The organism is Microcoleus sp. ARI1-B5, from assembly GCF_036705795.1.
Lineage (GTDB): Bacteria > Cyanobacteriota > Cyanobacteriia > Cyanobacteriales > Microcoleaceae > Microcoleus.
In genome coordinates, this window is the sequence record NZ_JAUBVK010000012.1 from 198,304 (window position 1) to 210,942 (window position 12,639).

Here is a 12,639-nt window from a genome sequence, read left to right on the forward strand (position 1 = left end):
ATATGACCGAACCATTAATTCCTTTTAACAACTTCATAGAAGAATCAAATATAGAACAAACAAAGTTGGCTCAAACTTACTTGTCGAGTGCTGATGAAAGTGAAAACAATCTCAATTATGGAATTTTGAATGAGGAGAATTTCCAAATTGCCGAACTGACAGAAAATAAATTGAAGGGAGCGATCGAACCGATGGTACAAAATTCAGCAGACTTACTCAAACAACTCACCGCACTGGAGCAGGTTTTTGGCCAACTAGAGAAACGGCTGTCAGAGGCGAGTCGAAAGTTGCTAGACCCTGGTATACCTATATCTCAAAAGCTGATTCAAGAACTTGACGATTCCGGTAAAAACTTTATTCAGCTTCGCGACAAGGTGCTAGAACTGGCTGAATATTTGGCAGTATCGCCAACGCTGACAACTGAGGAAATTGGTTCTTTAGCAGATATCAAGTCTGTACTTGAGCGTGTTGATTTGGCCGAAAAGCAAAAAAGTGCGATCGCTCTTGTCCGCGACTCTGCTTTGAGGGTTCTGGAACGAATTTTAGCGATCGCCCATCGAGTAGAGAGCAATTTTCAGTCATTGCTGGAATGTCAGGAAAAAGCCCGCGAACTTCAACGCGCCATCTCCGAATCGCAGGAGTCAGACTTGCATCCCGACACGCAACTCTTGGCTGACGGCAATCATCCATTCTCCAAACTCCTAATACTAATTGCAGAATGGGAAGCAGCAGATGACGAGCATTTAGCTTCTTTACAGGATGCCGTAGCAGAATCGTTTGGAAGAACTCTGGCGATGGCAGCAGTCAGAGGTAAACTGATTATTCAGTCGGAAGCAATACCAGATTTACCGGCTCTTTCTACTAACAATAACTTAGAGGAAACTTCCTTAGTTGAGGAGCCGGAACCTGAAACTGTTCCTATTCTAGAACAACCACCATTAGCAGAGTTGAACGCGGTCTTGATAGAGGAGGCGATCGCGCAGCCAACCACTGAAAATATCCCAGATATTCCACCAACAGAAGCGCCTACCGCAACTCAGATAAATCATCAAAATTCGGAAAATAAGCAAGGAAAAGAAGTTGACAAGCAGGGGAATAAAAAAAGAGAAGAAAAACAGTCTCTCTACAGCTTCTCGCCCAATGATACCGCTCAACAAATCGCTCAATCCATCTTGGACGACCCCGATCGAGAACGCCCAGCAGTTTTGCGCGACTTAGTTTGGCGGCTGATTTTTGAACAAAAACTCAGCCTTGCATTTCATTTAGCTCGCTGCTTTGAAAAACAATACTCCAACTTTGAACCGCACCTGCCACCGCAGTTAATTCGAGCAGTATTGCTAGGACAAAACCTGCGCTATGACGTAGGATATGGAAAACTTGCAAATCTGCTTAAAGATGACTTCACCAGTTACACCGCCAGCTATTCATTACCAGACAAAAGTGAATGGAATCAAGCTGCAAGCTTGCTCTTGGCCGCAGCAGCAATGCGACCGTCTTTACTAGCGCCAAATACTGGTGCGAAGCACCTTCTCCAGCAACTTCACTTCGGTAAAGCTGGACTTGCAAAACTGTACGATTATTGCCAAATTATCGCCAAACACGGCGATCGGCAGCGGGCGCTGGATATCACAGCCATCAAGAAAGCTCAAGACCAGGCTGACATACAAAAATCTTTAGACGATCTGCATCAAAAAATCGAAACTTGGTGGTCTCAAGCACAGAAAAAAGATATGATTTACCCGCCGGCGAAGAAGGTTTGGCAGGATTGGTTGAAGCCGGACGAACTGATTCACTCTTTACTATTTCCTGTACTTGAAAGCGATTTGAGTAAACTTTCAGCACTCAAGCAGAAAGTCAATCGATTGTCTGACGAATCCCAGATAGACTCTGAAGTTGAGAAGACCGATCGTAAAATTCGCCGCAGTCGCAGTGACGCCATGATGGGGAAAGCCGTGATTCAGTTTCGCGATCGCGTTCGTGAACCTGTTGATTTGGTGCGCAAGTGGATTGAAATTCAGGAATCGCGTTTAGATCAAAGAGACAATTATCTTCAGAAAGAAGCCAAACAGTTAAAACAAGATATTGAAAATCTTCAAGAGACTGTTCTCAAAGAATTGGATACCTTTGAGGCGACAAAACCTCCAGTGTTTATTTTAGCTGGTATTGCCTGTTGCCGAAAAGCTGTGGAAGACATCGGCAATATCTTCGATCCAGATACCGAATTACCAACCGCAGAACCTTACCCAAGATATATCCTGCACGCGGATCTGTTAAGAATGCCGTCTATCCCTATCAACGATGCCTGGGAACTGGATATGGCTAATCCTGAAGCGGGTATAGATGGAATTTTGGAGTTAGTCAAAAATGATATTTGGGATTGGCAACAAGCCTTCAATTTACACAGTTATGTCTGTAGTTCAAAAGCTGTGGGAAATCACGAGGCTACGGCGCAAATCATCGAATACCTCGAACTCTACCCCGCACCAAAAATAGACCTCGCTCACCTAAAGGACGAACGCAATAATCGGATTAAAGAGTGCCAAGTAATTTTGCAGGAGCAGGTCGAGACTACTAGCAAACAGCTCGAAAATGCTGTAGCTTTCGGTTTACTAATAGAAACAGATAGCATTGCTTATGCAGCACAGATTGAAAGCATTAAAAATGCTCTGGTAACAACCAGGCGGTTTTACGAAAAAATTGAGCAGCTTCGGGCGATCGGTCAAGGAATTAGCGCCAAGCGCCAGGAACAGATCGATCGAGTATCCGAGCAATTAGAGAGTCTTCAGCAAACAGGTATAGCAGATGCTGATCGTACCAGAATTTGCAGTGTATTGGAGCAAGGCGATATCCTGACGGCTAAGGAATATATATCTATGCTGCAAGACCGGCGATCGCTTCCTGAACCAGAGGAAAAGAGAGATGCTTTTAAAGACTTCTTTGAGCATAAGTATGCTGCGATCGAAAAAGTGCTTGAGGAGTGCGATCGCGATCGACAAAAAAAGCAAGACCTAATTCCCAACATTTCCAAAGGGAAAAGTATCGCAAAAATCCAAATACCGCAAGGAGCTCAAGCCAAAAAAGCCGCTGATATGCTCGACGCTTGGTTTGCTGCTAAGGGAAGGAATCAAGCCACAGAGAAAGATGCTCATCAAATTCTCAGCAACCTCGGTTTTAACATAACATCTCTGACATTTAAAAAATCAGGACAAAATACCTGGATTGACGTTAATGCTGAGCCGATATTTGACCAAAATCGCTGTCCTGTGTCTGCCTATGGTTCAGCCGCGAAGGGTCATTACCGCATTCTTTGCGTATGGGATAGACCGAACGAACAGGATCTCCTCAATGCCGTTGGAGAAACTGCTCTGGGAGGGCCAGTATTCGTCTTTCATTTTGGGCGAATGACCGTAAAGAAACGCCGAGATTTGGCTGATTTGTGCCGGCAGCGTCGGAGCACTTTCATTGTGATAGATGATGTGCTGATGCTCTACCTTTGCGGGGAACAAAAAACACGCCTACCTGTATTGTTTGACTGTACCTTACCCTTTACTTTCCTAGAACCGTATAACACCGCAGCCGGAGAGGTTCCGCCTGAGATGTTTTACGGGCGAGTAGGAGAACGGGAATCCATAATCAATCCTCTGGGTTCTTGTTTAATTTATGGAGGCAGGCAGTTAGGTAAAACGGTTTTGCTTAAGTATGTACACCGGACTTTTCATGCAACCGACGCGGGAAGGAACGCCCTATTTTTGGATATCAAAGAAATTGGCCGCAAGCAACTGTTAGATAAGATTTGGCATCTACTAAACGAAGAATTGCATAAATTGAAAATTCCCGATACCAATCGGCGAAATTCCGTCGGCGAAAGCAGCTTGCAGCGGATTAAAAGTTGGCTGGAATTGGACAATCAGCGGCGCTTTTTGCTGTTGTTGGATGAGGCAGATAATTTCCTGGAAGCTGATGGTAAGGAGGATTTCCTGCGCTGCGATGAGTTCAGACAATTAATGGCGGAAACTAACCGACGTTTTAAGGTGGTCTTTGCCGGATTGCACAACGTTCTGAGAACCACTAGACAACCCAACCATCCGCTGGCTCACTTTGGCGCGCCGATCTGCATTGGGCCCCTGCTGAATAATGGTGAAATGCGATCGGCAACAGCTTTGGCAGAACGTCCGCTGGCTAGTCTTGGCTATCGTTTTGAATCGCCCGATTTAATCCCGCGCATTCTTTGGCAGACCAACTATTATCCGAGCTTGATTCAACTCTATTGCGAGCAGTTACTCAAACACATCACTAACCCAGATGTCCCTACTTTTGATGCGAAAATTAGTCCGCCTTACGTGATTACTTCTCGCCATGTAGAAGAAGCTTATCAAAGTCAAGACCTTCGCAAAAATATTCGCGATCGCTTTAAGTTGACACTGGGACTCGATCCGCGCTACGAAGTAATTGCCTACTCGATTGCTAATGGGTCTCAGGAGAATGAAACAGGGATGGAGGATGGGTTTTCTGTATCTTGGATTCGCGAACAAGTCTTGTATTGGTGGTCTGAGGGATTCGCGGGAAGGTCATCGGAAGATGAAATTCTTGCTTTACTAGAAGAAATGGTCGGATTAGGAGTTTTGCGAGAAACCAATGCAGGTTACTTCACTCTGAGAAGTTCTAATTTAGCCTTGCTTATGGGTACGCAGTCAGAAATTGAAGCAGAACTTCTGAGACCGCGCGCAGCTCCACCTGAATACGAACCTGCTACTTTTCGGTCTCCTCTTCTAGTCAAAGATAAAGCTGATTCCCGGCGCAGTCCTTTAACTGTTCAACAGGAATCAGAGCTGCTGCGCCGGGAGTACGGTGTCTCTATTATATTTGGCTGCCAAGCCGCAGGAATTGACGATTTGAGAGTTTTTATGGAAGCAGCATTTAGTAAGAAAATTTCCCCATTCCACTATTTAGAAAACCTCTCAGACAGAGCTGATTTTAGCCAGCGTTTGACAGAAATTAGTACCCGTCGCCCGAAAAAATCCACGACGCTCACTGTTGTGTCAGCCACCACTCCTTGGAGTAAGGATTGGGTTGATGAGGCAATTAAGAAAATCAAAAGATTGAAAAAAGAAGACTCGTTTATCCAGCTTGCTTTCGTCGCTGACCCTCAGAAGGTTTGGCAGTTAGTTAATTATAGTTCCACAGGTTTTGATTCCTTTAAGGAACTGAGATATTTCAGTCTCAAACCTTGGCACGATGCCGCGCTGCGACATTGGTTGGAAGATGCTAATTTGCCCAGCGAACTAGAAGTTAGAAAGAAGATTACGGAAGTGACAGGGAATTGGTCAAACCTGCTGCAAGAATTCTATCAATTTTCCCAACTTAATCCGCATCGCTGGCAAGATTCTTTGGGGGAACTGAAGCATCAATTTAATAAATCTGACAAACTAATTAATTCAATGGGCTTTGACGGTTGCGAACCTCAAATAAAACTGGTGATGAGAACTTTGGCAGAATGGGGAGAAGCCGCAGCGGTTGAGGAATTAATTGAGTTTCTTGATGATGTATCGCCTGAAGTTGTCAAGCAGACTCTCAGATGGGCGGATCTCCTCAGTCTTGTCTCGCATTTAGGAAATCAGAAGCAAGACGGTAAGGATTACTGGCAGATTGACCCTGTAGTTGGCCGTCTGCTCAAATCTATGGCAGAGTAATACACACTTTCTGCTGTGCGATGTACTTCAGCAGATCTCTGACTTAAGATAGGCGATCGCCCGCAGCAGCTAAGTCTAAGCTAGAAATTGTTCCATAAACCTAATTGAGGAAAAACAGATGAGTAGCGGTCACGCCAGCCATAAAGGCTCTTCCACAAAACCCAATACCAACACTAACGGTCAAATTACATCCCCTGAGGACCAACCCGCTGACCCGCTAAATCAAGAAACATCCGGTTATCCGTTCCATAACGAAGCAATGGAAAATCCTGCTGCTACTGCGCGGCCAGGCGAAGAGGCTGAGTCTGGCGAAGAACAGCAGTAGTTATATCGATTAAGTTGGCATCGATATGCTATCTGCTACGCGGTTGATTAGATTTTTGATAAAAATCAGGTTTGTACTAATTACATCTTGCACCTGTCCCCAGAGTCCGCCAGAGATTGAAATCTCTGGCGGACTATTGCGACAGGTTCAGTAGGGTGCGCACTGCGCACGGCCGTGCGCAGTGCGCACCCTACATAGAACTACCTAGAACCTGTTTAAGATACAATTAAAGTTAGGTATTATTGAAAAATGAGCAATATTAACCAAGTGTTATCAAATCAAAAACAGCCAGAATTGGGGTTAGTCTGCATTACGGCTTCGGATGCAGTTCGTTTCCGCACTGTGACGCGGAAACGGCTGTTGCAGCTAACAGAAATTGAACAAGAAACAGTATTGCGCGAGTTGTATGCAGATAACTTAAAAAGACTTGACAAAGCGATAGATTTCTGCTACGCAAATAACATTAAATTGTATCGCATGACTTCTGCACTGTTCCCTTTTGCAGATACAGATTTGGGGGAGACAGTGTTAAATTCCATGAGTGAGGAATTGCGCGGAGTGGGCGATCGGGCTTTGCGTTTGGGCATCCGCTTGGTACTTCACCCGGATCAATTCGTCGTCCTCAGTTCCGACAAGCTTTCTGTCGTTGAAAACAGCATTAAAATTCTGGCAACTCATGCTTTAATTTTAGATATGTTGCAACAGCCGCGATCGCCCTACGCACTGATGAACATTCACGGCGGTAAGAGCGATCGGGCTTCGCAGCTCAAATCAGTCATCCGCGACTTACCCGAATCTATTCGATCGCGCTTAACCTTTGAAAATGACGAATACGCCTACAGTTCCTCAGAAATCTTAGAAGTTTGTCTCGATACCGGCGTACCGATGGTTTTTGACGCGCACCACCACGTCATTCACGAACATTTAGAAAGTTACGACGATCCAAACGTTGCCGAAATGCTCGCAGCAGCCCGCACTTCTTGGTCAGTTCCTGAATTGCAATTAGTCCACATATCGAACGGAAAAGAATTTTTTGGCGATCCGCGCCACAGCGATTTGATTACAGAAATGCCGGAGTGCTATTATCAGGCTCCTTGGATTGAAGTAGAAGCTAAATTCAAAGAATTAGCTATTGAAAAGTTGCGCGCCGAATGGCTGTCGGCGAATGTTCCACAATTTAGCAATGTCTCGTAGCGTGGGGTTTTACCAACAATAATTACCTAAAACCAATCATCTCGAAAACCCACCCCCACCCAAGGGCAGAGTCATCTACCTTTTTCAAGATACAAAAAACGGGTTTAGTGCGACATTCCGACAGGGGTTAAAAACCCCTGTCTCATAGCTAAAGTCCTCTAAAAGAGGACTAAAATAGATAGAGATTTTTCTCAGACTGTTGAGTCGGTTTTAACCGACTGTCTTCTTTGAGGCAGGGGTTTAAACCCCTGCCGGAATGCCGGATTACCCGACTGTCGAACTGCCGGAATCGGTAAAAAAACCGTTAATACCAACTATAAATTATGTGCGGACGATACACTTTAACGGCTTCATCTCAAATCATCGCCGAATTCTTCAAACTGTCGGAAGTTCCCGAAATTAAACCGCGATACAATATCGCCCCAACTCAATCAGTAGCGACAGTCACAGCTTCTCCCCAACAAATGCAGCGACAGTTCCAATTTATGCGCTGGGGTTTGATTCCGAGTTGGGCAAAAGACATGAAAATAGGCAGCAAGACGATCAATGCGCGATCGGAAACAGTAGCCGAAAAACCTGCTTTTCGCAGCGCCATCAAGCACAGGCGATGTTTGATAGTCGCTGACGGTTTCTACGAATGGCAACAGCAGGGAAAGAACAAACAGCCTTACTATTTTCAAACGGCAGACGGCGAACCTTTTGCTTTTGCCGGTTTGTGGGAAAATTGGGAGTCTCCAGAAAAAGAAAACATTGTATCTTGCAGTATAATTACTACCGCTGCCAACGAAACAGTGCAGCCGATGCACGATCGAATGCCGGTGATTCTTCCCGACAGCGATTGGGAACAGTGGCTCGATCCTTCTGTTAAAAATGCTCAGGAAGTTTTGCCCTTGTTAAAGCCGTATGCTTCCGAAGCCATGAAAGCAAAGGCGGTAAGTGCGATCGTCAACAGTCCAAGTAGAGACACTCCCGAATGTATTAGCGATCGGCAATAAATCATTGGAGCGGACAAAACCGAGATAGTTTGAGTTATGATGTAAAATAATGTTTGAGTTGTAGCTTGGGTTTTCTAAGGATCAGTTTAACTCAGTTGTTATTGGCTCAAACATTTTTTTTTATCTTAACATCAGTTAGAAGACAAAAAATATGATCGGATACGTTACACTGGGTACCAACGATATTGAAAGTGCAGCCAAGTTTTATGATGCTTTGCTTGCTGAAATTGGCGCTCGACGATTCATGGAATTCGACGGGTTTATCGCATGGGGCGTTTCTCCAGAGGTACCAGCACTTGCTATTACAAAACCGTTTGATGGTAACAGAGCAACTGTTGGCAATGGAGTAATGATAGCTCTTAAAGTTGACAGTCCCGAAAAAGTCAACTTAGTTTATAACAAAGCGATCGAACTTGGGGCTAAGGATGAAGGAGCTGCGGGGCCAAGAGGCGTGTTGCCGGGGTTTTATGCGGGATATTTTCGGGATCTTGATGGGAATAAGCTGAACGTGTTTTGTATGATTGGGCCAAACACTTAAGATTTTTATTTTTTGTGAGGCTCGCAGAAAAAAAGCGATTTCCGATCGTTAGCTATTAGTTATCAATCCATATATAAGAGTTGATAACTAATGACTAATGACTAATGACTAATAACTAAATTAACTCTCGTACATCCGCGCTTCAGCAGCTTCGGGATTTTCCTCGCAATACTCGTCAAAAGCCGTTTTGTCAAGCTTCATCGATCGCTGGTGAGAAGCCTCAGCCTGCATTTCCTCTACAATGTCCCACGCTACCGCGCACTCTCTAGAAGTAGCGCCTTTCTCGGCACAGATAGTTCTGGCATCCGCGATCGCCTGTTCGATTTCTTCCTCAAATAAAACACTTTTCGGCTTTTCGACAAAATCGCTTTTTGTCAAGATATCCGTTACCGAAATAATGCCCAGCAGTGTGTCTTTAATCACCGGAGCTCGGCGGATGCGGGTATTGGCGAACAACCTCGCCACGTATTCCACGCCCAAGTCGGGATTCACCGTGATGCACGGTTTGGTCATAATCTCGAAGACGCGGACTTTTTTGGGGTCTACTCCGTAGGCTGCTACTTTGTAAACAATATCCGTTTCCGTGACAATGCCATAGGCGTCTTGTTCGTGGCGGCGTTCCACAATTAGCGCGCGCAGACACAGTTCGTTCATCATCGCCACTGCTTCAGCTACCGTTGCCGAACCGCGAATGGTAACAACTTCTGTTGTCATAATATCTTGGGCTTTCATCATCATTTTTTATTGCTCCCCGGTTATAAAGTGTAGTGCGTCTCGATTTTGGGCCGTCCATTTGATTTGCTATCATCATAAAACTTCAGGACTGACGCAACTGTTACGATAAATCAAGGATGGCGATCGGCCCAAGGAAGAAGGAAGAAGGAAGAAGGAAGAAGGAAGAAGGAAGAAGGAAGAAGGAAGATTTTCCTTACTCCTGGACACAGGGGTAGTCAGAAACCGGGTTTGATGGACGAAAATAGTTCGTTTTAGCCCGCAGATTCGCTAAAAAACCCGGTTTCTTTAGTCAAGAGCGTCCTGGACTGTTCCTAACTTTCGCCATCTCCCCCTCTCCCACTCTCCCACTCTCCCACTCCCCCACTCTCCCCCACTCCCCCTCTCCCCCCCCTCTCCCCCTCTCCCCCCCACTCTCCCCCTCTCCCCACTCTCCCCCTCCCCCTCCTCCCCTCCCAGCCGGAAAGAAGCAAAAGTTAACACAAACAAAGCAAGTGCTTGCGCTCGCACAGATCCCCGCCTCTGATAAACTTGATGGCTGGGAGTGCAAAAGAGCACAAGGAAAGCAGGACTTAGTTGGGAGAATCTAATTCGTGGACAACGTAATCGGTTTAGAGATTATCGAAGTAGTCGAGCAGGCAGCCATCGCTTCCGCTCGCTTGATGGGCAAAGGCGAAAAAGATGAAGCCGATCGCGTGGCTGTAGAAGCAATGCGCGAACGCATGAACAAAATTCATATGCGCGGCCGCATCGTGATCGGTGAAGGCGAACGCGATGACGCACCCATGCTTTACATCGGGGAACAAGTAGGTATTTGTACCCGCGAGGATGCCCATACTTTCTGCAACCCAGATGAATTGGTAGAAATTGACATCGCCGTTGACCCCTGCGAAGGCACTAACCTAGTTGCTTACGGTCAAAACGGTTCGATGGCAGTTTTGGCAATCTCTGAGAAAGGAGGTTTGTTTGCTGCACCGGATTTCTACATGAACAAATTGGCTGCTCCCGCGGCTGCGAAAAATCATGTAGATATTCGCAAAACACCAACCCAAAACCTCAAAATTATCTCTGATTGTCTCAACCGCAGTATTGAAGATTTGGTGGTGGTGGTCATGGATCGCCCCCGACACAAAGATTTAATTAATGAAATTCGGGCAGCGGGTTCAAGAGTTCGACTGATCAGCGACGGCGACGTTTCTGCTGCGATTTCTTGCGCGTTTTCTGGTTCCAACATCCACGCGCTTATGGGTATTGGCGCAGCACCCGAAGGCGTGATTTCCGCAGCAGCCATGCGCTGCTTGGGCGGTCACTTCCAAGGGCAGTTAATTTACGATCCGGCTGTTGTCAAAACTGGTTTGATCGGTGAAAGCAAAGAAAGCAATCTCGCCCGCCTTAAAGAGATGGGCATCACAGATCCAGACAAGATTTACAATGCTGAAGAGTTGGCATCTGGAGAAACTGTTCTGTTTGCAGCTTGCGGAATTACTCCCGGAACGCTGATGGATGGAGTTCGCTTCTTTGGCGGCGGCGCTCGTACAGAAAGCTTGGTAATTTCTTCTCAGTCGAAGACAGCTCGGTTTGTGGATACAATCCATATGTTTGACCAGCCGAAATCTCTGCAATTGAATTAGTCATTAGTTAACAGTTGGCTGTTGACAGTTAACTGTTGGCTGTTGAGTGTTGAGCTGGCTGTTGACTGTCAACAGTCACCGGTGATTAGCAATTAGCGATAAACTAAGAATTAATCACAGGTGACTGTTGATAACTAAGAAATAAATAGTGACAAATCAAAGATTATGAATATTGCAGTCGTAGGTCTCAGCCACAAAACAGCGCCGGTTGAAGTTCGCGAAAAACTCAGCATTCCAGAACAAAAGATTGAAGCGGCGATCGCCCAATTGCGCGGCTACCCCCACATTCAAGAAGTTGCCATCCTCAGCACTTGCAACCGCTTAGAAATTTATATTGTTACCAGCGAGTCAGAGCCTGGAGTGCGAGAGGTGATTCAGTTCCTTTCCGAATGCAGTAAAGTTCCGTTGCAATCTTTGCGCCCTCACCTGTTCATTTTGCTGCACGAAGATGCAGTGATGCACTTGATGCGAGTCGCTTCTGGCCTCGACAGCTTGGTGCTCGGAGAAGGACAAATTTTGGCTCAGGTGAAACAAACTCACAAACTCGCCCAGCAGTACAAAGGTGTCGGCAGAATTTTAGAGCGTTTGTTCAAGCAAGCTCTGACAGCCGGGAAGCGAGTTCGCACCGAAACTAGCATCGGTACCGGTGCGGTTTCGATTTCTTCGGCGGCGGCAGAATTGGCTCATATGAAAGGTCAGCATTTAGCAACCAGCCGGATTGCAATTATCGGTGCTGGGAAGATGTCGCGCTTGTTGGTGCAGCATTTGCTGTCGAAAGGAGCGAGCCATATTGCGATCGTCAATCGATCGATGCGAGGCGCCCAGGAATTGGCCGGTTTGTTTAAAGATGCTACATTGCACTTGCATTTGCTCTCGGACATGATGCAGGTAATTGCGGATTCTGACTTGGTGTTTACCAGTACAGCCGCTACAGATCCGCTGTTAAATAAAGCTAAATTAGAAGCTGTCTTAAAACCCGATCGCCCTTTGATGTTGGTGGACATTTCTGTACCGCGCAACGTTGACTCGGATGCGAAGGAACTCGCTAACGTGAAGTCCTTTAATGTGGACGATTTGAAAGCAGTGGTAGCTCAAAATCACGAAAGCCGCCGCAAAATGGCAATGGAAGCTGAGGGCTTGCTGGAACAGGAAGTAGAGGCTTTTGATGTCTGGTGGCGCAGTCTGGAAACTGTTCCTACTATTAGCTGTTTGCGGGATAAGATCGAATTGATTCGGGAACAAGAGTTAGAAAAAGCTTTGTCGCGTCTGGGCTCCGAATTTTCGGAGAAACATCAAGATGTGATTGAATCTTTAACAAGAGGGATTGTGAATAAGATTTTGCACGATCCGATGGTGCAGTTGCGCGCGCAGCAGGATATTGAGGCGCGCCGACAAGCGATGCAGACTTTGCAAACGCTGTTTAATTTGGATGTGGATGTCAATCAGCAGTACAGTTAACAGTTGACAGTTGACAGTTGACAGTTGACAGTTGACAGTTGACAGTTGACAGTTGACAGTTGACAGTTGACAGTTG

The 12,639-nt window shown here is 45.9% G+C and carries 8 protein-coding genes; 7 read left to right on the forward strand and 1 reads right to left on the reverse strand.

All coding sequences use genetic code 11. The annotated features are described in order from the left end of the window. Positions 1–191 precede the first annotated feature (191 nt). The 5 genes from QUB63_RS35115 to QUB63_RS19065 all read left to right on the forward strand — a co-directional run bounded on the left by QUB63_RS35115 (position 192) and on the right by QUB63_RS19065 (position 8,742). On the forward strand, positions 192–5,690 hold the full coding sequence (locus tag QUB63_RS35115; protein ID WP_336796855.1) for an AAA family ATPase: 5,499 nt from the start codon (positions 192–194) through the stop codon (positions 5,688–5,690). Between the two features lie 118 nt (positions 5,691–5,808). Beyond that, positions 5,809–6,015, forward strand: coding sequence for a hypothetical protein (locus QUB63_RS19050; protein ID WP_332946833.1), 207 nt, complete (start codon positions 5,809–5,811; stop codon positions 6,013–6,015). Positions 6,016–6,264: 249 nt separating this feature from the next. Continuing rightward, positions 6,265–7,209, forward strand: a complete 945-nt coding sequence (gene uvsE, locus QUB63_RS19055) for a UV DNA damage repair endonuclease UvsE (RefSeq protein ID WP_332946834.1) — start codon at positions 6,265–6,267, stop codon at positions 7,207–7,209. 323 nt (positions 7,210–7,532) lie between these two features. Continuing rightward, positions 7,533–8,204, forward strand: coding sequence for an SOS response-associated peptidase (locus QUB63_RS19060; protein WP_332946835.1), 672 nt, complete (start codon positions 7,533–7,535; stop codon positions 8,202–8,204). A gap of 151 nt (positions 8,205–8,355) precedes the next feature. Then, on the forward strand, positions 8,356–8,742 hold the full coding sequence (locus QUB63_RS19065; RefSeq protein WP_332946836.1) for a VOC family protein: 387 nt from the start codon (positions 8,356–8,358) through the stop codon (positions 8,740–8,742). Between the two features lie 120 nt (positions 8,743–8,862). Here the strand turns inward: QUB63_RS19065 and QUB63_RS19070 are convergent, their stop codons facing one another. Beyond that, positions 8,863–9,480 carry a CP12 domain-containing protein gene (locus QUB63_RS19070; protein WP_332946837.1) on the reverse strand — a complete coding sequence of 206 codons (618 nt, stop codon included), beginning with the start codon at positions 9,478–9,480 and terminating at the stop codon, positions 8,863–8,865. Between the two features lie 587 nt (positions 9,481–10,067). On the opposite strand from QUB63_RS19070, the gene glpX reads away from it, so the two are divergent. Together glpX and QUB63_RS19080 are read left to right on the forward strand one after the other, a co-directional pair. Further along, on the forward strand, positions 10,068–11,105 hold the full coding sequence (gene glpX / locus QUB63_RS19075; RefSeq protein ID WP_332946838.1) for a class II fructose-bisphosphatase: 1,038 nt from the start codon (positions 10,068–10,070) through the stop codon (positions 11,103–11,105). Positions 11,106–11,270: 165 nt separating this feature from the next. Beyond that, a complete protein-coding gene (locus QUB63_RS19080; RefSeq protein ID WP_332946839.1) occupies positions 11,271–12,563 on the forward strand; it encodes a glutamyl-tRNA reductase in 1,293 nt (430 codons plus the stop codon). Positions 12,564–12,639: the final 76 nt, after the last annotated feature.

Bases quoted from the DNA above. Each gene is read 5' to 3' on its own strand.
- QUB63_RS35115 (WP_336796855.1), top strand. From the start codon at position 192: ATGGTACAAAATTCAGCAGACTTACTCAAACAACTCACCGCACTGGAG.
- QUB63_RS19070 (WP_332946837.1), bottom strand. From the start codon at position 9,480: ATGATGATGAAAGCCCAAGATATTATGACAACAGAAGTTGTTACCATT.
- QUB63_RS19060 (WP_332946835.1), top strand. From the start codon at position 7,533: ATGTGCGGACGATACACTTTAACGGCTTCATCTCAAATCATCGCCGAA.
- QUB63_RS19065 (WP_332946836.1), top strand. From the start codon at position 8,356: ATGATCGGATACGTTACACTGGGTACCAACGATATTGAAAGTGCAGCC.
- QUB63_RS19050 (WP_332946833.1), top strand. From the start codon at position 5,809: ATGAGTAGCGGTCACGCCAGCCATAAAGGCTCTTCCACAAAACCCAAT.
- QUB63_RS19080 (WP_332946839.1), top strand. From the start codon at position 11,271: ATGAATATTGCAGTCGTAGGTCTCAGCCACAAAACAGCGCCGGTTGAA.
- uvsE (WP_332946834.1), top strand. From the start codon at position 6,265: ATGAGCAATATTAACCAAGTGTTATCAAATCAAAAACAGCCAGAATTG.